At 56.2% G+C, this 20,483-nt stretch carries 16 protein-coding genes; 11 read left to right on the top strand and 5 right to left on the bottom strand.

Annotation, left to right across the window (positions count from 1 at the left end):
* Positions 1-43: 43 nt before the first annotated feature.
* Complete coding sequence (gene sbcC / locus C0557_RS04770; RefSeq protein ID WP_208657676.1) at positions 44-3,184, bottom strand: exonuclease subunit SbcC; 3,141 nt, start codon at positions 3,182-3,184, stop codon at positions 44-46.
* Positions 3,181-4,383 carry an exonuclease subunit SbcD gene (sbcD, locus tag C0557_RS04775; RefSeq protein ID WP_208657677.1) on the bottom strand — a complete coding sequence of 401 codons (1,203 nt, stop codon included), beginning with the start codon at positions 4,381-4,383 and terminating at the stop codon, positions 3,181-3,183. The genes sbcC and sbcD overlap by 4 nt, the downstream gene beginning before the upstream one ends.
* 201 nt (positions 4,384-4,584) lie before the next feature.
* Between sbcD and phoB the strand changes: the two genes are divergently transcribed.
* The 4 genes from phoB to proY all read left to right on the top strand — a co-directional run bounded on the left by phoB (position 4,585) and on the right by proY (position 9,754).
* The gene (gene phoB / locus C0557_RS04780; protein WP_007373472.1) at positions 4,585-5,274 is read left to right on the top strand and encodes a phosphate response regulator transcription factor PhoB; all 690 of its coding nucleotides are present in this window, start codon (positions 4,585-4,587) and stop codon (positions 5,272-5,274) included.
* Between the two features lie 21 nt (positions 5,275-5,295).
* On the top strand, positions 5,296-6,594 hold the full coding sequence (gene phoR, locus C0557_RS04785; RefSeq protein WP_074777007.1) for a phosphate regulon sensor histidine kinase PhoR: 1,299 nt from the start codon (positions 5,296-5,298) through the stop codon (positions 6,592-6,594).
* A 406-nt stretch (positions 6,595-7,000) separates the two neighbouring features.
* Positions 7,001-8,320 carry a branched-chain amino acid transporter carrier protein BrnQ gene (brnQ, locus tag C0557_RS04790; protein WP_208657678.1) on the top strand — a complete coding sequence of 440 codons (1,320 nt, stop codon included), beginning with the start codon at positions 7,001-7,003 and terminating at the stop codon, positions 8,318-8,320.
* Between the two features lie 84 nt (positions 8,321-8,404).
* Positions 8,405-9,754: a proline-specific permease ProY gene (gene proY / locus C0557_RS04795; protein WP_208657679.1), complete on the top strand. Its 1,350-nt coding sequence runs from the start codon at positions 8,405-8,407 to the stop codon at positions 9,752-9,754.
* A gap of 120 nt (positions 9,755-9,874) precedes the next feature.
* Here proY and C0557_RS04800 read toward each other — a convergent pair whose 3' ends face one another.
* Positions 9,875-10,816 carry a 2-hydroxyacid dehydrogenase gene (locus C0557_RS04800; RefSeq protein WP_208657680.1) on the bottom strand — a complete coding sequence of 314 codons (942 nt, stop codon included), beginning with the start codon at positions 10,814-10,816 and terminating at the stop codon, positions 9,875-9,877.
* Positions 10,817-11,044: 228 nt separating this feature from the next.
* Between C0557_RS04800 and malZ the strand changes: the two genes are divergently transcribed.
* The 4 genes from malZ (at position 11,045) to C0557_RS04820 (ending at position 16,323) form a co-directional block, all read left to right on the top strand.
* Complete coding sequence (gene malZ, locus C0557_RS04805) at positions 11,045-12,862, top strand: maltodextrin glucosidase (RefSeq protein WP_208657681.1); 1,818 nt, start codon at positions 11,045-11,047, stop codon at positions 12,860-12,862.
* Between the two features lie 339 nt (positions 12,863-13,201).
* On the top strand, positions 13,202-13,843 hold the full coding sequence (locus C0557_RS04810) for a hydrolase (RefSeq protein ID WP_208657682.1): 642 nt from the start codon (positions 13,202-13,204) through the stop codon (positions 13,841-13,843).
* 47 nt (positions 13,844-13,890) lie between these two features.
* Positions 13,891-14,436, top strand: coding sequence for an antibiotic biosynthesis monooxygenase (locus tag C0557_RS04815; protein ID WP_208657683.1), 546 nt, complete (start codon positions 13,891-13,893; stop codon positions 14,434-14,436).
* Positions 14,437-14,454: 18 nt separating this feature from the next.
* Complete coding sequence (locus C0557_RS04820) at positions 14,455-16,323, top strand: amidohydrolase (RefSeq protein WP_208657684.1); 1,869 nt, start codon at positions 14,455-14,457, stop codon at positions 16,321-16,323.
* A 60-nt stretch (positions 16,324-16,383) separates the two neighbouring features.
* Here the strand turns inward: C0557_RS04820 and C0557_RS04825 are convergent, their stop codons facing one another.
* Positions 16,384-16,986, bottom strand: a complete 603-nt coding sequence (locus tag C0557_RS04825) for a peroxiredoxin C (protein WP_208657685.1) — start codon at positions 16,984-16,986, stop codon at positions 16,384-16,386.
* A 115-nt stretch (positions 16,987-17,101) separates the two neighbouring features.
* Positions 17,102-17,683 carry an ACP phosphodiesterase gene (gene acpH / locus C0557_RS04830; RefSeq protein ID WP_208657686.1) on the bottom strand — a complete coding sequence of 194 codons (582 nt, stop codon included), beginning with the start codon at positions 17,681-17,683 and terminating at the stop codon, positions 17,102-17,104.
* A 184-nt stretch (positions 17,684-17,867) separates the two neighbouring features.
* Between acpH and queA the strand changes: the two genes are divergently transcribed.
* From queA to yajC, 3 genes are read left to right on the top strand one after another with little or no spacing between them, the layout of a single operon-like run.
* Positions 17,868-18,938 carry a tRNA preQ1(34) S-adenosylmethionine ribosyltransferase-isomerase QueA gene (gene queA / locus C0557_RS04835; protein WP_208657687.1) on the top strand — a complete coding sequence of 357 codons (1,071 nt, stop codon included), beginning with the start codon at positions 17,868-17,870 and terminating at the stop codon, positions 18,936-18,938.
* Positions 18,939-18,989: 51 nt separating this feature from the next.
* The gene (tgt, locus tag C0557_RS04840; protein WP_208657688.1) at positions 18,990-20,117 is read left to right on the top strand and encodes a tRNA guanosine(34) transglycosylase Tgt; all 1,128 of its coding nucleotides are present in this window, start codon (positions 18,990-18,992) and stop codon (positions 20,115-20,117) included.
* Positions 20,118-20,139: 22 nt separating this feature from the next.
* Positions 20,140-20,472: a preprotein translocase subunit YajC gene (gene yajC, locus C0557_RS04845; RefSeq protein ID WP_208657689.1), complete on the top strand. Its 333-nt coding sequence runs from the start codon at positions 20,140-20,142 to the stop codon at positions 20,470-20,472.
* The last annotated feature ends 11 nt before the right edge of the window (positions 20,473-20,483 follow it).

Below are 20,483 nucleotides of genomic sequence, written 5' to 3' on the forward strand. Positions count from 1 at the left end.
AACAACCGGTGGCGGCTTCTTTCGCCGGATAACGGTTCAATACCTACGAAACCGCATATTTCCCGTCGAGCTTGCTGTAACCCAGCCCGTTGATTTTCTTCACCTTGATCTGCACCGGGATCCGCTCTTTCATCGCTTCGACGTGGCTGATCACGCCGATGGTTTTGCCGCTGGCATTCAGCGCATCGAGGGCGTCGAGCGCGGTATCCAGCGTTTCGCTGTCCAGCGTGCCAAAGCCTTCATCAAGGAACAGCGAATCGATGCGGGTTTTATGGCTGACCAAATCCGACAGCGCCAGCGCCAGCGCAAGGCTGACAAGGAAGCTTTCACCGCCGGAGAGCGTACGCGTATCGCGCACCGCATCCGCCTGCCAGGTATCCACCACTTCCAGCTCCAGCGCCTCGCTGGCTTTGCGTTTCAGCAGATAACGGCCGTGCAGACGGGTAAGCTGGTTGTTCGCCAGCCAGACGAGGTTATCCAGCGTCAGCCCCTGCGCAAATTTGCGGAATTTATCTCCCTCTTTCGAGCCGATAAGCGCATTGAGATGGCCCCAGTCGTCATACAGCGCACTGGCCTGCTCGATCTCCTGCAACACCGCCTGCTGGCGCGTACGGTTATCGCCATCCTGTTTTAACTGCTGGCGAAGTTCCCCCTGGCGGGTGGTGTTTTCGCGCAGTTGACGTGAAACCTGTTCCAGCGCCTGCGCGATGCTGTCGGCTGTGGCGTTTTCCTCCAGCCCGGCAGGCGGCTGCGCCCGATGGGCGGTAACGGCTTGTTCGGCGCTGGCGGCCAGCGCCTGTTTCTGCTGGCAATCGGCGTCGAGCTTCTGGCGCAACTGCTCCAGCCGCTGGTGTTCATCATCGGAAAGCAGTGCGCTGAGAAACGCGTGTTTATCGGCAAAGACGCTGTTTTCCAGCGCCGCAACGAACTGTTTCTCCAGCGCTTCAGCCGTTTCGTTCTCCTGCGCCAGTTGCTGGTGCAGGGTTTGCCATTGGCTTCGCAGCGACACGCAGCCGTCATGCACCTGGCGCCAGCCCTCCAGCGCCACGTTTTGCGCGTCGGCGGGCGTTTCGTCTGTGGGCAGCGTATCGAGGATGGGCGTAAGCTGGGTGATCTGCTCTTGCAGCGCGGTCTGCTGTTGCTGCTGCTGTTGCCATTGCTCCGCTTCCTGCGCGCGCGCTGCCAGCCACGCGGCTTCTTCGCCTTCCGGCGGCAGAGTCAGATCCAGTTGTCGCAGCGCCGCCGCTAAGGTGTCGCGGCGGGTGGTGACAGCCTGCTGATACTGTTCGCTCTGCTGTTGCAGTTCATTGATTTGAAAAAGTAATGTCTGGCGCTGGTTGAGCAGATAGAGCTGGTGTTCATAGGCATCCTGCGCGCTTTGCCAACTGGTCAATTCGCGGTGCGGATCCAGCGTGACGTTCAACTGCTCGCACAGCGTGGCCCACTCCTGCAATCCCGTTTGTTCATCCTGCTGGAGCGAGCGGACTTCACGCTCGTCTTTTTCATAGCGCTCGGCTAAGCCTTTCAGCCGCTCGCCCAGCGCCACGCCTTCTTCTTTTACCTTTTGCACTTCGTCAGACAGCACCTGACGGCGAGCCTGATTCACTCCCGGCTCGATCGTCTGGTAGTGCGCAACCGCCGGATGTTCCGTAGCACCGCACAGCGGACAGGGCTGACCCGCCTGCAGGCGCGCGCGCTCGCTCTCCAGACTTTTGATGGTGTTTTCCAGCTCGCAGATGGTGGTGACTTCCGTCAGCAACTGGTTCTTTTCTTTATACAACGCGCGCTTTTGTTCCCGCTCTGCGTTGAGCTTTTCCTGCTCGGCTTGCAGATCCCGCAGGCTTTGCTGGCGCAGGCTCAGTTGTTTACGCAGCGGGGCGAAGCGAGCGTGCAGGGCGGCGAGCTGCTGGCGTAACGGGCGATGCTGTGCGCACTGCGCCATTGCCGCAGCCGTCTCTTCTGCTGTCAGTTCCAGCGTGGCTTCCGGCAGCGCACGCAATTTCTGCTGATGTGTCAGCACGCGCTGTTGCAGGCTTTGCCACTGCTTTTTCTCCTCTTCCAGTTGGTTAAACAGCACGCGCCAGCCGGTCAGCTCGCTGTGCCACTGTTGAAAGCGGGCATGTTCGGTCAGCCAACTGGCAACCGTTTTTTGACGGCTCAGCAGACTGGCATGCTGCCCGACGGCGGTTGCGCGGATACGCGCGCGCTGTAGCAGGCTGGCATGTAAGCGAGCATTTACTTCTTCACTCTGGCTGCGGGTGCGGGCCAGCGCTTTATGTTGCTCTTCAAGGCGTTCCCACAGCGGACGTAACTGCAGAGCCGGTTGCGCCAGGGCAAGCCGCGCCAGCTGCGGCTGTGCGGCAGCCAGCGCCTGCTGCGCCTGCACCTGCGCGGCCTGCGCCCGTCCGAGCGCGGTGCGTAGTTCGGCTTCGCGGTTTAGCCATTGCGCCTGCGCCTGCGTGGTTTGTTGCCCGGCCAGCAGCGTTTTTTCTTCGTCAGTAAGTGCCTGCAAACCTGTACTCAGTTGCTGGCGCTGTTCATCATTGAGCAGCACTACGCCTTCCGCCTGCGCCTGTAGCTGTTCCAGCCGGGTTTTGGCCGCTTTATGTTTCTCAAACACCATCGCCGAAATCTGACCATAGATTTCCGTGCCGGTCAGCTCTTCCAGCAGCTCGGCGCGTTCGCGCGGTTTGGCATTGAGGAACGCGGCAAACTGCCCCTGCGACAGCAGCATTGAGCGGGTAAAGCGGCCGTAATCCAGCCCGGTTAATGAGGCGGTGAGATCGAGTTTATCTTTGACTTTATCGGCGAGGATTTTGCCGTCGGCGCAAGCCGCCAGCTCAACGCGCGGCGCTTGCAGATTGCCCTCTGCCTGACCGCGCGCGCGGCTCTGGCTCCAGAAAGCGCGGTAAGCGATGCCTTTTACTTCAAATTCCACTTCCGCCAGGCACTCGGCGGTATCGCGGGTCATCAGATCGTTTTGCGATTGTGACAGGGTGCTAAGGCGCGGCGTTTCGTGGTACAGCGCCAGACAAATGGCGTCGAGCAGGGTGGTTTTCCCTGCGCCCGTCGCGCCGGTAATGGCGAACAAACCGTTGCTGGCGAACGGCTCTTCGGTAAAGTCGATTTTCCATTCGCCTTTCAGCGAGTTGAGGTTTTTTAACCGCAAACTGAGGATCTTCATGCCTCTTTCTCCGCATCCAGCGCCTGGCGCGCTTCACTGAACAAAGCTTGCAGGCGCGCCGTTTGCTTCTCATCGATCTCTTCCTGCGCCAGACGGCGGGCGAAGACCTCTTCCACTTTCAATTCACTGAGCGTTTCCCGCAGCTCACCGGCGAGGATCCGCTCCCGCTGTTCGCGGCTGCGGCGCACCAGCAGCACTTCGACGGGCAAATCTTCGGTAACTTGCTGAATTTTACGTTGCATATCAGCCAGATATTCTTGGCTTACAATTTCAATATCCAGCCAGACTGGCGTGTCGGCGGGCGCATCGCGCCACTGCTCAAGCTGGCGGCAAATCTCGGCGAAATCGCCCTTGATCACCGCCAGCGGCTGCGTGGCCGGAATGTCGAGCGCGGTCACTTCCGTCAGCTTGCCGTCGCTGAAGGTGACCAGATTGACGCTTTTACGCTTTCCAGTTTCATCAAAACTCAGCGGGATCGGTGAACCGCAGTAGCGAATGTGCTGCAGGCCGCCAATTTTCTGCGCCCGGTGAATATGTCCGAGCGCAATATAGTCGGCTGGCGGGAAATTCTCCGCCGGGAAGGCATCCAGTGTGCCAATATAGATGTCACGTACGGCGTCACTTTTGCTGGCGCCAACGGTGGTCAAATGGCCGCTGGCGATAATCGGCAGCGCCTGCTCGCCGCGCAGGATGCAGGCGGCGTCATACTGCTGCTGGTAGTAATCGGTAATGGCCGCCAGCAGATGCTGCTGTTTTTCCTGCCCTGATAATCCGGCCTGGCTGATGACCATGTCACGCGGGCGTAAAAATGGAACCGGACAGAAAACGGCGCCGGGCGTACCATCCCGGTGTTTGAGCCAGAAAGGCGCGGCGCCAGCGCTGGCGACCACGGTGGTGTTCAGGTAAGCGAGGATCTCTTTCGATTCGTTCAGCGTCGCCACGGAATCATGGTTGCCCGCCAGTACCACTAACTGGCAGCCGGTTTGCTGGAGTTTCACCACAAAGCGGTTATATAACTCGCGGGCATAACTGGGCGGGGAACCGGTATCAAAGATGTCGCCTGCGACAATAATGGCGTCGGCCAGGTGCTGTTCTGCCGCATTCAGCAGCCAGTCGAGAAAGGCGTCATGTTCGGCAGCGCGGCTTTTACTGTAAAAGTTCTGACCCAAATGCCAGTCTGAAGTGTGAATAATGCGCATAGCGATTCCGTGGCGAAAATGGATAAACGCGATTATAACATTCAGGGTGTTAGAGACATTAACTGCGTGAATATTCACGCTGTCATAATGCTGCGGGCAGGGTCATCTGGCGGTCATGTTATTCATAAATCTGTCATAAAACTGACGCATAATGGCGCCGCTATACAAACAGACGACTTATATGAGAAAACAGGGCGAATTATGGCGAGACGAATTCTGGTCGTTGAAGATGAAGCACCGATCCGTGAAATGGTGTGCTTTGTGCTCGAGCAAAATGGATTTCAACCGGTAGAAGCTGAAGATTATGACAGTGCGGTGAACCAACTTAACGAACCCTGGCCAGACCTGGTTTTACTGGACTGGATGTTGCCTGGCGGTTCCGGTATTCAGTTTATTAAGCACCTGAAACGTGAGGCCATGACCCGCGATATTCCGGTGATGATGCTGACAGCGCGTGGTGAAGAGGAAGATCGCGTGCGCGGTCTGGAAACCGGGGCGGACGATTACATTACCAAACCCTTCTCACCGAAAGAGCTGGTTGCCCGTATTAAAGCGGTTATGCGCCGTATTTCGCCGATGGCGGTGGAAGAAGTGATTGAAATGCAGGGACTTAGCCTCGATCCCTCTTCGCATCGCGTGATGACCGGCGAAAATCCGCTGGATATGGGGCCGACAGAGTTTAAACTCTTACACTTCTTTATGACTCACCCGGAACGCGTGTACAGCCGTGAACAACTGCTGAACCATGTCTGGGGAACCAATGTTTACGTCGAAGACAGAACGGTTGATGTCCATATTCGTCGCCTGCGCAAAGCGCTGGAACACAGCGGTCACGATCGTATGGTGCAAACGGTGCGCGGCACGGGATATCGTTTTTCGACCCGTTTCTGAAATTTGACAGGAGTGTGACGCGTGCTGGAACGGCTGTCATGGAAAAGGCTGGTGCTGGAGCTCCTCCTTTGTTGTCTACCCGCCTTTATACTCGGCGCGATTTTCGGTTACCTGCCCTGGTTTTTATTTGCCGCGGTAACCGGGCTGTTGATCTGGCATTTCTGGAATTTACTGCGCCTCTCCTGGTGGTTGTGGGTCGATAAAAGTATGACGCCACCGCCCGGCACGGGAAGCTGGGAGCCGCTGTTATACGGGCTGCACCAGATGCAGATGCGTAATAAAAAGCGGCGGCGCGAGCTGGGTAATCTCATCAAACGCTTTCGCAGCGGTGCGGAATCGCTGCCGGATGCGGTGATCCTCACCACCGAAGAAGGGTCGATTTTCTGGTGTAACGGCCTGGCACAACAGCTACTGGGGCTGCGTTGGCCGGATGATAACGGGCAGAACATCCTGAACCTGCTGCGCTACCCCGAATTTACGCAGTATCTTAAAAAACAAGAGTTTACCCGGCCACTGAACCTGGTACTGAACAGCGGGCGCCATCTGGAGATCCGCGTGATGCCTTACAGCGAACAGCAACTGCTGCTGGTGGCGCGCGATGTGACGCAGATGCACCAACTGGAAGGCGCGCGACGTAACTTTTTCGCTAACGTCAGCCATGAGCTACGCACGCCGTTGACGGTGCTGCAAGGCTACCTGGAGATGATGCAGGAGCAGACGCTGGAAGGCGCGCCGCGCGAAAAAGCGCTGCATACCATGCGAGAGCAAACATCGCGCATGGAAGGGCTGGTGCGCCAGTTGCTGACGCTGTCGAAGATTGAAGCGGCGCCGACGCTGCCGCCCAATGAGACCATCGATGTGCCGATGATGCTGCGCCTGGTTGAACGGGAAGCGCAGACGCTCAGCCAAAAAAAGCACAGCCTGGAATTTGAGGTTGATAACGCCTTAAAAGTGCTTGGCAATGAGGAGCAATTGCGCAGCGCCATCTCCAACCTGGTGTATAACGCGGTGAACCATACGCCCGCCGGAACGCATATTATTGTGCGCTGGCAGCATGTGCCGCAGGGGGCGGAATTCAGCGTGGAGGATAATGGTCCGGGGATTGCCGCCGAACATATTCCGCGTCTGACCGAGCGTTTTTACCGCGTCGATAAAGCCCGTTCCCGGCAAACCGGCGGTAGCGGACTTGGGCTGGCGATCGTTAAACATGCCGTCAACCATCACGAAAGTCGCCTTGATATTGCGAGTACGCCAGGCAAAGGGACGCGCTTTAGCTTTGTTCTGCCGGAACGTCTGGTTGCCAAAACTCCTGCTGCCTGACGCCCCTGTCAGCTTATCTTTCCAGCGGCCTGTCAAAACAGGCCGCCATTTCCTGCTGTTTCCCCGCGATGAAACCTATTTTGTACGGGTGATGCTTTTTTGTTCGCATGATCAGCCATGTGTTTTTCTTATAAATGGAGTATTGAACTGGTTATTTTTCTTGATCCAGCATATCCATCTGGTTTTGCGATCCCATCTTGCCTTCAAACGTTATAAGCGTTTAAATTGCGCCCCTGACGTTGTCAGACCGACTATGTTTACGTGGTAAATCGAAAAACTATACTCCGCCACGTTGCGTATTAAGCATTTCCCGCTGATTTTTCGCGGTTTACACGCGTTATTGTTCGGCAGGGAAGGCGAAAAATTCACCATTATTTACAACACCACATCCACAGGCAGTAAAATTATGACCTATCACTTAAAACCACGAGACATAGTTGCTCTGGGCTTTATGACCTTCGCTTTGTTCGTTGGCGCAGGGAACATCATTTTTCCGCCGATGGTCGGCTTGCAGGCGGGTGAACATGTCTGGACCGCGGCATTTGGTTTTCTGATTACTGCCGTAGGCCTGCCGGTGCTGACCGTCGTTGCGCTGGCTAAAGTGGGTGGTGGTGTGGATAGCCTGAGTACGCCGATCGGTAAAGTCGCGGGCGTGCTGCTGGCAACCGTTTGTTATCTGGCGGTAGGGCCGCTGTTCGCCACGCCGCGTACGGCGACCGTCTCGTTTGAGGTGGGGATTGCGCCGCTGACTGGCGATGGCGCAATGCCGCTGCTGATCTACAGCATCGTCTATTTTGCGCTGGTGATCCTAGTGTCGCTCTATCCGGGCAAACTGCTGGATACCGTGGGCAACTTCCTTGCTCCGCTGAAAATTATCGCGCTGACCATTCTCTCGATTGCCGCGATCGTCTGGCCGGCTGGCCCTATCAGCCATGCGCTGGAAGCTTATCAAACTGCGCCGTTCTCTAACGGTTTCGTTAATGGCTATCTGACGATGGATACGCTGGGCGCGATGGTGTTCGGTATCGTGATCGTGAATGCTGCCCGTTCGCGCGGCGTGACCGAAGCGCGTCTGCTGACCCGTTACACTGTCTGGGCCGGGCTGATGGCGGGCGCGGGTCTGACGCTGCTCTATCTGGCGCTGTTCCGCCTGGGTTCAGACAGCGCGGCGCTGGTGGATCAATCCGCTAACGGCGCAGCGATTCTGCATGCTTACGTTCAGCACACCTTTGGTGGCGCGGGCAGCTTCCTGCTGGCAGCCTTGATCTTCATCGCTTGCCTGGTCACAGCGGTTGGCCTGACCTGCGCCTGCGCCGAGTTTTTCGCGCAGTATCTGCCGTTCTCTTATCGTTCGCTGGTGTTTATTCTGGGCATCTTCTCGATGGCGGTTTCCAACCTCGGGCTGAGCCATCTGATTCAGATCTCCATCCCGGTGCTGACGATGATCTACCCGCCGTGCATCGTGCTGGTGGTGCTGAGCTTCAGCCGTTCGTGGTGGAACAACTCAACCCGCGTGATTGCGCCGGCCATGTTTATCAGCCTGCTTTTTGGTATCCTTGACGGCGTGAAAGCATCCGCCTTTGCTGAGCATTTACCGGCCTGGACGCAGCGTTTGCCGCTGGCGGAACAGGGGCTGGCCTGGCTGATGCCGAGCCTGGTGATGGTGATTCTGGCGGCAGTCTGGGATCGCACCGCAGGGCGTCAGGTAACTTCCAGCGCGCATTAACAGTCGCGGATACGGTTTGTTTAACCACGGGGTTTGGCGCCCCGTGGTTTTTTATTTTTGTGTTGAATAATGGCAGTGGAAACAATGGAAAGTACGAATAAGCTGAAGCGCGGGTTAAGCACCCGCCACATCCGCTTTATGGCGCTGGGATCGGCGATCGGCACCGGGCTGTTTTATGGCTCCGCCGATGCCATCAAAATGGCCGGGCCGAGCGTGTTGCTGGCCTACATTATTGGTGGCGTCGCCGCGTATATCATTATGCGTGCGCTGGGTGAAATGTCGGTACATAACCCTTCCGCCAGCTCGTTCTCTCGCTATGCACAGGAAAACCTCGGCCCGCTTGCCGGCTATATCACTGGCTGGACCTACTGTTTTGAAATCCTGATTGTGGCGATTGCCGACGTGACGGCTTTCGGCATCTATATGGGCGTCTGGTTCCCGACAGTGCCGCACTGGATCTGGGTGCTGAGCGTGGTGATGATCATCTGCGCCATTAACCTGATGAGCGTAAAAGTCTTCGGCGAACTGGAGTTCTGGTTCTCGTTCTTTAAAGTCGCCACCATTATCATCATGATCCTCGCCGGTTTCGGCATCATCATCTGGGGTATCGGCAACGGCGGGCAGCCGACCGGGATCAGCAATTTGTGGAGCCACGGCGGTTTCTTCAGTAATGGCTGGCTGGGCACGGTGATGGCGCTGCAAATGGTGATGTTCGCCTACGGCGGCATCGAAATCATCGGCATCACCGCCGGTGAAGCGAAAGATCCGGAAAAATCGATCCCGCGCGCCATTAACTCCGTACCGATGCGCATTCTGGTGTTTTATGTCGGGACGTTGTTCGTCATCATGTCCATCTACCCGTGGAACCAGGTCGGTACTGACGGCAGCCCGTTTGTCCTGACCTTCCAGCATATGGGCATTACCTTTGCCGCCAGCATTCTTAACTTTGTGGTGCTGACCGCTTCGCTTTCGGCGATCAACAGCGATGTTTTTGGCGTGGGGCGTATGCTGCACGGCATGGCGGAGCAGGGCAGCGCACCGAAGATGTTTGCCAAAACCTCCCGTCGCGGTATTCCGTGGGTGACGGTCGTGGTGATGACCGTTGCGCTACTGCTGGCGGTCTGGCTGAACTACATCATGCCGGAGAACGTTTTCCTGGTGATTGCGTCGCTGGCGACCTTTGCCACGGTATGGGTGTGGATCATGATTTTGCTGTCGCAAATCGGTTTCCGCCGCCGTCTCTCTGCCGATGAAGTGAAGGCGCTGAAATTCAAAGTGCCGGGCGGCGTCATCACCACCGTGGCAGGCCTGCTGTTCCTTGTGTTTATCATCGCGCTGATTGGCTGGCACCCGGAAACCCGCATTTCGCTGTACGTGGGCCTGGCGTGGATTGTGCTGTTGCTGATTGGCTGGAAGTTTAAAAAATCCGCCTGATGGCGGCTACGCCTTATCAGACATGCAGGGCTTGTTGGCCTGATAAGCATCGTGCCACCCGGTAATTTCACCCGATATGGCTTTGTAGGCCGGGTAAGCGCAGCGCCACCCGGCAAAAAATTACACCACCGGGGTCAGCATTTTCCCGTCCTGAAAGTAACTCACCAGGTTGTTGATGGTCAGATCCGCCATCGCCTGGCGGGTTTCCGCCGTGTTACTGGCAATATGCGGCAGCAGCACGACATTTGGCAGCTCGCGCAGCGGCAGGGGGATATTCGGCTCGTTCTCAAACACATCCAGCCCCGCGCCGCGTAACTTCCCTTCCTGTAACACCGCGATCAGCGCGTCGGTATCCACCACGCTGCCACGCGCAATATTCACCAGAATCCCTTCCGGCCCCAGCGCTTCCAGCACTTCACGATTAATGACATGATGCGTTTTCGCCCCGCCGGGTAGCGTCAGCACCAGAAAATCCACTGCCCGCGCCAGTTCGACGATGCTCTGATGGCGCTGCCAGTGATTGTTACGGGCTTCCCGTGGGCTAAAATAGTGGATCGGCATATTGAATGCCGCCGCGCGTTGAGCGACGTCGTGGCCGATATTGCCCATGCCGACAATCCCGCAGCGTTTCCCGCTCATTTTCCAGGCACCGGGAAATGCGGCATGCTCCCATTGCCCCGCGCGGGCGAAACGGTCGGCTTCGCAAATTTTACGCGTCACCGCCAGCATCAGCGCTAACCCGGTATCGGCGACGCACTCATTGAGCACGTTTGGCGTGTTGCTGACGGTGATTCCCAGGCGACGGCAGGTTTCGAGATCGGTCGCATCAACGCCCACGCCAAAACCGCTGATCGCCTCCAGCGCCGGAAGCTGCTCAATCAGCGCGGTACTGATCCCTTTGGCCGCGCGGGTTAATGCACCGCGAATGGCATGCGCATGGTCGCGCAGCAGGGTTTGCGCATCCTGCTGCCAGTATTTATGCACCACAAAATGCTGTTCGAGGGTGGTAATCATCGGTTGGGGAATTTCAGTAATGACAAGGATTTCGGGTTTATTTTTCATACTTATTCCTGGCGGTTATCATTTTTAACAGTATAAAAAGCAGCCAGGCCGGAGACTTCGGGCATCGGCACGAAGCGGGCCTGCAAAAATTCACGCATTTGCCCGGCGGTAGCCCTGCCGGATCACATCTGCGCCCCGTCTCTCAGCCCTGTAAAAAAAGCGAAAGAAGGAGGCGGCAGACGTGCGGGTGTGGAAGAGTGGCGTCATTTTGAGCAAAGGGGATTTTTGATGTTGAATGCATGGCACCTGCCCGTCGCGCCGTTTGTGAAACAGAATAAAGATCAGTTAATTATCACGCTCTGGCTAAGTGGGATTGGTTTGCCGGAGCGGGTGATGTTGCGCACCGAAATCGACAATGAAGAGACGCCGCTTGCCATGCACCGGCGGCGGAAAACTGCGGCGAACGGCGTCAGTGCCTGGCAAGTTGCGCTGGATATCAGCAGCGGACAACCGCGCCGCCGCTACAGCTTTAAGCTTCTGTGGGAGAATCGACAACTGTGGTTTACACCGCAGGGGTTTAGCCGTTTTCCGCCCGCCCGCCTCGAACAGTTCGCCGTTGATGCGCCGGATGACGGGCCGCAATGGGTGGCCGACCAGGTGTTCTACCAGATTTTCCCGGACCGTTTTGCGCGCAGCCAGTCGCGCGGTGAACAGCAGGATAAGGTTTACCATCATCATGCCGCGGGTCATCCGATTGTGCTGCGTGACTGGGACGATCCGTTAACGGATCAAGCTGGGGGATCAACCTTTTATGGCGGCGATCTCGACGGGATCAGTGAAAAGCTGCCCTACCTGAAAAAGCTGGGCGTTACTGCGCTCTATCTCAACCCGGTTTTTGTCGCCCCCAGCGTGCATAAATATGACACCGAAGATTACCGCCATGTCGATCCGCAGTTTGGCGGCGACGAAGCCCTGTTGCGCCTGCGGCACAATACGCAGCAACTGAACATGCGGCTGATCCTCGATGGTGTCTTTAACCACAGCGGCGATTCCCATGCGTGGTTCGATCGCCACAACCGTGGCACCGGCGGCGCCTGTCATAATCCCGATTCCCGCTGGCGTAGCTGGTACAGTTTTGACGAGCAGGGCCACGCCCGCGACTGGCTGGGTTATGCCAGTCTGCCGAAACTCGACTATCAGTCGCCGACGCTGGTTGAAGAGATTTATCAGGGAGAGGAGAGCATTGTGCGCCACTGGCTGAAAGCGCCGTGGAACATGGACGGCTGGCGGCTGGACGTGGTGCATATGCTGGGCGAAGACGGCGGGGCGCGTAACAATCTGCACCATATTTCGGGGATCACCCGCGCGGCGAAAGAGACGCTGCCGCAGGCCTATGTTTTCGGCGAACATTTTGGCGATGCGCGCCAGTGGCTGCAGGCGGATGCTGAAGACGCAGCCATGAACTATCGCGGTTTTACGCTGCCGGTGTGGGCGTTTCTGGCGAATACGGATATTGCCTACGATCCGCAGAAGATCGATGCGCAAACTTGCGCGGCATGGATGGATAACTACCGGGCCGGGCTGTCGCATCAGCAGCAGTTGCGCATGTTTAACCAGCTCGACAGCCACGATACGCCGCGCTTTAAAACCGTGCTCGGCAAAGATGTTGCCCGGCTACCGCTGGCGGTGGTCTGGCTGTTTAGCTGGCCGGGAACGCCGTGCATCTATTATGGCGATGAAGTGGGTCTGGACGGGGCGAACGATCCTTTTTGTCGTAAGACCTTCCCGTGGGATAAAAAGCGCCAGGATGCGCAACTGCTGGCGCTCTACCAGCGAATGGCGAAACTGCGCGCGCGGAGCCAGGCGTTGCGGCGCGGCGGCTGCCAGGTGATTTACGCCCACGAGAATGTGCTGGTTTTTGTCCGCGTCTGGCAGCAACAGCGCGTTCTGGTGGCGATCAACCGCGGCGAAGCCTGCGAAGTGGTGCTGGAGGATTCACCGCTGCTGGAAAACCGACGCTGGCAAGCGAAAGAGGGAACCGGTCTGGCGCAGGATGGCATTCTCTCACTGCCTGCCATTTCAGCCTGCGTGTGGATGGGGCATTAACATTATCGGTGGCTGCGCCAGGCAATGTGAAACAGACTGTCCTGGCGCAAAATAAGAATATTCACGACAAAATTGAAGTGTTGCGTTTATTGAGAGTATTAAGAAAATTCAATACCTGATATTTTACCGGAGGAGGGTATTGGGTATTTAAATAATGTCTGGTTATTCCGGGTAATAAATATCGCTAACGCGCCATGTCTCTTTTTTATTTACTCCATTTATTCAAATAGGATGAATCAAAATAAATAGTCTCTATTCCCTCCTATACTCAGAATAGTTTGCCTGTCTGCATCCCAGTGTTTGTGATGCAGTATTTAATTCATTGAACGGGAGGGAAATATGTCGATTCGTGAATTAATTGATGCTGGTAACTCTGCGCTTATCTTTATCGACCATCAACCGCAAATGGCCTTCGGCGTTGCCAGTATAGATCGCCAGCTTCTTAAAAATAACACCGTTGCACTGGCTAAAGCAGGAAAGATATTTAATGTTCCCGTTATTTACACCTCGGTGGAATCAAAAGGTTTTAGTGGCTATATCTGGCCAGAGTTATTGGCTGTGCATCCCAATATTACACCGATTGAACGTACCTCAATGAATTCATGGGAAGATGCGGCTTTTGTGAAAGCAGTAAAAGCAACCGGGCGTAAGAAACTGATTTTATCCGCCCTGTGGACGGAGGTTTGCCTGGCTTTCCCGGCGCTGATGGCGCTGGAAGCGGGTTATGAAGTGTATGTTGTCACGGATACCTCTGGTGGCACCTCTCCTGATGCGCATGAGCGCGCGATTGACCGTGTCGTGCAGGCAGGGGCAGTGCCGGTAACCTGGATTCAGGTGCTACTGGAGTACCAGCGTGACTGGTCGCGTAAAGCAACCTATGACGCAGTGATGGATCTGGTTCGCGAACATGCAGGCGCCTACGGAATGGGCGTGGACTACGCTTATACACTGGTGCATGGCGCACCGCAACGTACTGCGTAAGCCACCGGGCGGGCGACCTCCGCTCCTTCTCAGAGGAATGTTACTGCATGGCGCAAAATAAGCCGGTCACGCTGGTCATAACCCATTCATTACTGCCGGAGCAAGGAGAGAAGTATGAACAGTGGCTGGGCAAAATAATGCCCGTTGCGGCAGAGTTTCCCGGCCATCTGGGGGCGAATGTTATTCGCCCTGCGGAAGGGCAAAATTTGTGGAGTGTCATTATTCGCTTTGACACGCTCGAACACCTTTACGCCTGGACCCAGTCCGACACGCGCAATGCGCTGGTGCAGGAGATTGCGCCGCTGCTGGCTGAGGGAGATAAAACCGAAGTTCATACCGAGGCGGCTTTCTGGTTTACGCCTCCGGCTGCCCATGTACGCCCGCCGAAGCGCTGGAAACAGTTTCTTCTCACTTTGCTGGTGATTTTCCCCAGTACCAATCTGGTTCCCTCGTTGACGGGACTCCTGCTTCCGGGGCTGAAGGGAACCTTACTGCTGCATTTTATTAACGATGCCTGCGTGGTTGCGCTGGTCGTCTGGTTGTGGATGCCCATTGTGACCCGCCTGTTTGCGGGCTGGCTGAAAAAAGCCTGACCGCCCAAGGAGTGCGTTATGCCCCACACTGCAACCCTGATATTAACCCGGGGTAAAATTCATACGCTCGATCGCGAAAAACCGCTGGTCGAAGCGGTGGCGATAGCTGACGGCAAGATTCTCGCTACCGGCAGCCACGATCATATCCTCAGCTATGCAACTGAGGCGACGCAGGTGATCGACCTGCGCGGTCAGACAGCGATCCCCGGTCTTAACGATTCCCACCTGCACCTGATCCGCGGCGGGCTGAATTACAATCTGGAGCTGCGCTGGGAAGGCGTACCGTCGCTGGCGGATGCCCTGCGTATGCTGAAAGATCAGGCGGCGCGAACGCCCTCACCGCAGTGGGTTCGCGTGGTCGGCGGCTGGAGCGAATTCCAGTTCGCAGAACGGCGCATGCCGACACTTGATGAGCTGAATGCTGCCGCACCGGATACCCCGGTATTTGTGCTGCATCTTTACGATCGAGCGCTGCTTAACCGGGCGGCGCTGAAGGTAGTGGGCTACACCAAAGAGACGCCCAATCCGCCAGGGGGCGAGATCGTCCGTGACGAACAGGGTAACCCGACCGGAATGCTGGTGGCGAAACCCAATGCGATGATCCTCTATTCAACGCTGGCAAAAGGGCCAACATTACCGCTGGAGATGCAGATCAACTCCACGCGTCAGTTTATGCGCGAGCTTAACCGGCTGGGGCTGACCAGCGCCATTGATGCGGGCGGCGGATTCCAGAACTACCCGCAAGATTACCAGGTTATTGAGCAGTTGCATGCCAAAAAGCAGATGACCATCCGCATCGCCTATAACCTTTTTACCCAGCGCCCAAAACAGGAGCTGGACGATTTCTCGCGCTGGACGGATATGTTGAAACCGGGACAGGGAACCGATTTTTACCGCGCGAATGGCGCCGGGGAGATGCTGGTTTTCTCTGCCGCTGATTTTGAAGATTTCCTGCAGCCGCGTCCCGATTTACCGCAGGGAATGGAGGAGGAACTGGAGCGCGTGGTGCGTCATCTGGTCGAGCACCGCTGGCCGTTCCGCCTGCACGCCACCTATGACGAATCCATCAGCCGTATGCTGGATGTGTTTGAAAAAGTGAATCGTGATATTCCCTTCAATGGACTGCACTGGTTTTTCGATCATGCGGAAACCATCTCCGAACGCAATATCGAACGGGTAAAAGCGCTGGGCGGCGGGATAGCCGTGCAGCACCGGATGGCGTTCCAGGGGGAATATTTTGTTGATCGCTATGGTAAAGAAGCGGTAAAACAGACGCCGCCGGTGGCGAAAATGCTGGCGCAGGAGGTACCGGTTGGTCTCGGCACTGACGCGACGCGCGTAGCGAGTTATAACCCGTGGACCGCGCTCTATTGGCTGGTTTCCGGGAAAACTGTGGGCGGGCTGGCGATGTATGACGACAATAACCGCCTGTCTCGCGAGGTGGCGCTGGAACTGTGGACGGCGGGCAGCGCCTGGTTCTCCAGCGAACAGGGTAAGAAAGGGCGCATTGTGAAAGATCAGCTCGCCGATCTGGTGGTGCTGTCAAAAGATTACTTCAGCGTAGCGGAAGAGGAGATCAAAGGAATTGAATCGGTGATGACGGTTGTCGATGGCAAAGTGGTTTACGCCGCCGGGCCGTTCAGCCCGTATTCGCCGCCGCCCATTCCGGTTGTCCCTGAGTGGTCGCCGGTTGTGAAGGTCGCCGGACATTACCGCTCAGCGCCGCCGGTTGCCGCAAAAGTCGGGATGGCACAGCAGATGCACCAGTGCATCGGCAGTTGTGGAGTGCATGGGCATCAGCATGATTTTGCTCGCTGGTCTGCGATCCCCGTCTCTGATGTGCAGGCATTCTGGGGTGTAATGGGCTGTTCGTGCTTTGCGTTTTGACAGTTCGCCCAGAGATAACAAAAAGGCCCGCAGTGCGGGCCTTTTGTCAAACGCTGCCGATTACAGGCTGGAGACGTTTTCGCTCAGGTATTTTGCCACGCCGTCCGGAGAAGCGCTCATCCCTTCTTTACCTTTTTCCCACTGCGCCGGGCAAACTTCGCCGTGCTCTTCGTGGAATTGCAGCGCGTCAACCATACGCAGCATCTCGTCGATGTTACGCCCCAGCGGCAGGTCGTTAACTACCTGATGGCGCACGATACCCTCTTTGTCGATCAGGAAAGAACCGCGCAGCGCAACGCCTGCGTCCGGGTGTTCGATACCGTAAGCCTGCTGGATTTCACGTTTGATATCCGCAACCATCGCGTATTTCACCGCGCCGATACCGCCTTTCTCAACCGGCGTGTTACGCCATGCGTTGTGAACAAACTCGGAGTCGAAGGAGACGCCAACCACTTCAACGCCGCGCTTCTGGAACTCTTCGTAGCGTTTGTCGAAAGCGATCAGTTCAGACGGGCAGACGAAGGTGAAATCCATCGGCCAGAAAAACAGCACGGTGGCTTTGCCGTTGGTGTGCTGTTTGAAATTAAAGTTTTCTACGATTTCACCGCTGCCCAGTACGGCTGCTGCTGTAAAATCCGGTGCCTGACGAGTGACCAGTACCATGTGTACTCCTGTGATTTACAAGGTTAATTAGAACGCAACGCGGGCCAGTATAGGGAGAGGGCGAAAGTGGCTCAAAGCGCCATTGACAATCGTTGAGACAGGTTTTGCCTATCAATTAAAGCGTGCGTGAAATTGCCTGGTCCATCATGCGCGGGTAAAACTGCCAGAACAGGCTTTCCAGCTCGGCGTAGTTGGCGTCGAGATCCTGCCAGGAGTCGCGCAGCGCATCAAGCCGCGGGCGGCGGTTCGCCATGCCGTTGAGTACATTCTGAATAAAGGACATCTCCCGGTAGCGCTCCAGCCAGCGTTCCGACCACAGGTAGTTATTCAAATTCACAAAACGCGGCGGGGACTCCGGCAAAATGGTGGCTACCTGCGCATGGGCATAACGAATGAAATCCTCCAGCGAAAAGTCGGGGGAGAGCTGCGCCCAGTGCCGGGAGAGAAAGTGATCCCACATCACGTCCAGCGTGATCGGCGCGACCCGGCGTGTTTGCGCACGGAATCCTTCACGGGCGATTTTGACTTCCGGCAGGTTGTCGGTCAGCACGTCAATACGGCGGTGCATATGAATGCCGTCCACCACGGCTGGCGCGTAGAGATTTTCCGGGTTGCCGCGAACGAAGTCCGCCAGCAGGTTGCCGGGCAGCGAACTCTCCGCCAGGTGTGCAAGATGCAGGTGCGCTAAAAAATTCATGTTCTGTCCATCATTGTCGATTGCAGGTGTTCCGGCTTTCGCGAGCGCCCGGCGGAGCCAGCGCCGGTGCTGTTATGCCACTTTGTCTTTTAGGTTATTTTTTGAACCCAAAGTGGCTAACGGTTGCAGCGAAAGGGCGCGGGCACTAGACTACCCGCCTCTTATTTTGTCTTGAGTTAGTGTCATGCGCGTTGCCGATTTTTCCTTTGAATTACCCGAATCCCTGATTGCCCACTACCCACAGCCCGAGCGCAGCAGTTGCCGCTTACTTTCGCTGGATGGCCCAACAGGCGCGCTGACGCACGGTACTTTCACCGATTTACTGGATAAGCTCAACCCCGGCGATCTGCTGGTGTTCAATAATACCCGCGTGATCCCTGCACGCTTGTTTGGCCGTAAGGCGAGCGGCGGTAAGATTGAAGTGCTGGTTGAGCGCATGCTCGATGATAAACGTATTCTGGCACATATTCGCGCCTCTAAAGCGCCAAAACCCGGCGCGGAGCTGCTGCTGGGCGATGCGGAAGATGTTCAGGCAACCATGGTGGCGCGCCACGATGCGCTGTTTGAAGTTGAGTTTCATGATGAACGCCCGGTGCTGGATATTCTTAACGCCATTGGGCATATGCCGCTGCCGCCGTATATCGACCGTCCGGACGAAGATGCCGATCGCGAACTCTATCAGACGGTCTACAGCCAGAAGCCGGGCGCAGTTGCCGCACCGACGGCGGGCCTGCATTTTGATGAGCCGCTGCTGGAACGTCTGCGTAATAAAGGCATTGAAATGGCTTTCGTTACCCTGCATGTCGGTGCCGGGACTTTCCAGCCGGTACGAGTCGACAGCATTGAAGATCACATCATGCACTCCGAATATGCCGAAGTGCCGCAGGAGGTTGTGGACGCGGTGCTGGCGGCGAAAGCGCGCGGCAACCGTGTTGTCGCCGTGGGAACCACTTCCGTACGCTCGCTGGAGAGTGCCGCGCAGGCCGCCAACGACGCGCTGATTGCGCCGTTCTTCGGCGATACGCAGATCTTCATTTATCCGGGTTACCAATATCAGGTGATCGATGCGCTGGTGACCAACTTCCACCTGCCGGAATCGACGCTGATCATGCTGGTTTCCGCATTTGCCGGATATCAGCACACCATGAACGCTTACCGCGCCGCCGTTGCGCAGGAATATCGTTTCTTTAGTTATGGCGATGCGATGTTTATCACGTACAATCCGCGGGCCATTACTGAACGCGTCGGGGAATAGGTCCGCGGCGCTGGCTTTAAACGTCAGACTGTCTTTCTGGCTGGAGAAAAAATGAAATTTGAACTGGATACCACCGACGGACGCGCCCGCCGCGGTCGTCTGGTGTTTGAACGCGGCGTGGTTGAAACGCCGGCGTTTATGCCTGTGGGCACTTACGGCACCGTAAAAGGGATGACGCCGGAAGAAGTGGAAGCCACTGGCGCACAAATTATTCTGGGCAACACCTTCCACCTGTGGCTGCGCCCGGGCCAGGAAATCATGAAGCTGCATGGCGATCTGCACGATTTTATGCAGTGGAAAGGCCCGATTCTGACCGATTCCGGCGGCTTCCAGGTCTTCAGCCTTGGCGACATTCGCAAGATCACCGAATCGGGCGTGCACTTCCGCAACCCGATCAATGGCGATCCGATTTTCCTCGACCCGGAAAAGTCGATGGAAATTCAATACGACCTCGGTTCCGACATCGTGATGATCTTCGATGAGTGTACGCCGTATCCGGCCGACTGGGACTATGCGAAACGCTCTATGGAAATGTCTCTACGCTGGGCGAAGCGCAGTCGCGACCGATTCGACGGATTAGGCAACAAAAATGCGCTCTTTGGCATCATTCAGGGCAGTGTTTACGAAGATTTACGAGATATATCGGTCAAAGGTCTGGTAGAGATTGGCTTTGATGGCTACGCTGTCGGCGGTCTTGCTGTAGGGGAGCCAAAAGAAGATATGCACCGCATCCTGGAGCATGTCTGCCCGCAAATCCCTGCAGACAAACCACGATACCTGATGGGCGTGGGTAAACCGGAAGATTTAGTTGAAGGTGTGCGTCGCGGTATTGATATGTTCGACTGTGTTATGCCGACGCGTAATGCCCGTAACGGTCACCTGTTTGTGACCAACGGCGTGGTGAAAATCCGTAACGCGAAATATAAAAGCGATACCGGCCCGCTCGATGCTGAGTGTGATTGCTACACCTGTCGCAATTATTCACTCGCGTATTTGCATCATCTCGATCGTTGCAACGAAATATTGGGCGCGCGTCTCAATACGATTCATAACCTGCGGCATTATCAGCGTTTAATGGCTGGTTTACGCAAGGCTATCGAAGAGGGTAAATTAGAGCGCTTCGTAGCGGATTTTTACCAACGTCAGGGTCGACCGGTTCCACCTTTGAACGTTGATTAATTAAATAAATGAGGGAATTTGAATGAGCTTTTTGATTTCTGATGCGGCAGCGGCAGCAGATGCGCCGGCACAGGGCAGCCCGATATCTCTGATCCTGATGCTGGTGGTGTTTGGTCTGATTTTCTACTTCATGATCCTGCGCCCGCAGCAAAAACGCACGAAAGAGCATAAAAAGCTGATGGACTCCATCGCCAAAGGTGATGAAGTACTGACCAACGGTGGTCTGGTCGGTCGCGTAACCAAAGTAGCTGAAACCGGCTACATTGCGATTGCGCTGAACGACACCACTGAAGTGGTAATCAAACGTGACTTCGTAGCTGCCGTTCTGCCGAAAGGCACCATGAAGGCGCTGTAATCATTTCGTTT

Origin of the sequence: Kosakonia sp. MUSA4, assembly GCF_013085925.1 — a bacterium.
Lineage (GTDB): Bacteria > Pseudomonadota > Gammaproteobacteria > Enterobacterales > Enterobacteriaceae > Kosakonia > Kosakonia sacchari_B.

Bases quoted from the DNA above. Each gene is read 5' to 3' on its own strand.
- sbcC (WP_208657676.1), bottom strand. From the start codon at position 3,184: ATGAAGATCCTCAGTTTGCGGTTAAAAAACCTCAACTCGCTGAAAGGC.
- sbcD (WP_208657677.1), bottom strand. From the start codon at position 4,383: ATGCGCATTATTCACACTTCAGACTGGCATTTGGGTCAGAACTTTTAC.
- phoB (WP_007373472.1), top strand. From the start codon at position 4,585: ATGGCGAGACGAATTCTGGTCGTTGAAGATGAAGCACCGATCCGTGAA.
- brnQ (WP_208657678.1), top strand. From the start codon at position 7,001: ATGACCTATCACTTAAAACCACGAGACATAGTTGCTCTGGGCTTTATG.
- proY (WP_208657679.1), top strand. From the start codon at position 8,405: ATGGAAAGTACGAATAAGCTGAAGCGCGGGTTAAGCACCCGCCACATC.
- C0557_RS04800 (WP_208657680.1), bottom strand. From the start codon at position 10,816: ATGAAAAATAAACCCGAAATCCTTGTCATTACTGAAATTCCCCAACCG.
- malZ (WP_208657681.1), top strand. From the start codon at position 11,045: ATGTTGAATGCATGGCACCTGCCCGTCGCGCCGTTTGTGAAACAGAAT.
- C0557_RS04810 (WP_208657682.1), top strand. From the start codon at position 13,202: ATGTCGATTCGTGAATTAATTGATGCTGGTAACTCTGCGCTTATCTTT.
- C0557_RS04815 (WP_208657683.1), top strand. From the start codon at position 13,891: ATGGCGCAAAATAAGCCGGTCACGCTGGTCATAACCCATTCATTACTG.
- C0557_RS04820 (WP_208657684.1), top strand. From the start codon at position 14,455: ATGCCCCACACTGCAACCCTGATATTAACCCGGGGTAAAATTCATACG.
- C0557_RS04825 (WP_208657685.1), bottom strand. From the start codon at position 16,986: ATGGTACTGGTCACTCGTCAGGCACCGGATTTTACAGCAGCAGCCGTA.
- acpH (WP_208657686.1), bottom strand. From the start codon at position 17,683: ATGAATTTTTTAGCGCACCTGCATCTTGCACACCTGGCGGAGAGTTCG.
- queA (WP_208657687.1), top strand. From the start codon at position 17,868: ATGCGCGTTGCCGATTTTTCCTTTGAATTACCCGAATCCCTGATTGCC.
- tgt (WP_208657688.1), top strand. From the start codon at position 18,990: ATGAAATTTGAACTGGATACCACCGACGGACGCGCCCGCCGCGGTCGT.
- yajC (WP_208657689.1), top strand. From the start codon at position 20,140: ATGAGCTTTTTGATTTCTGATGCGGCAGCGGCAGCAGATGCGCCGGCA.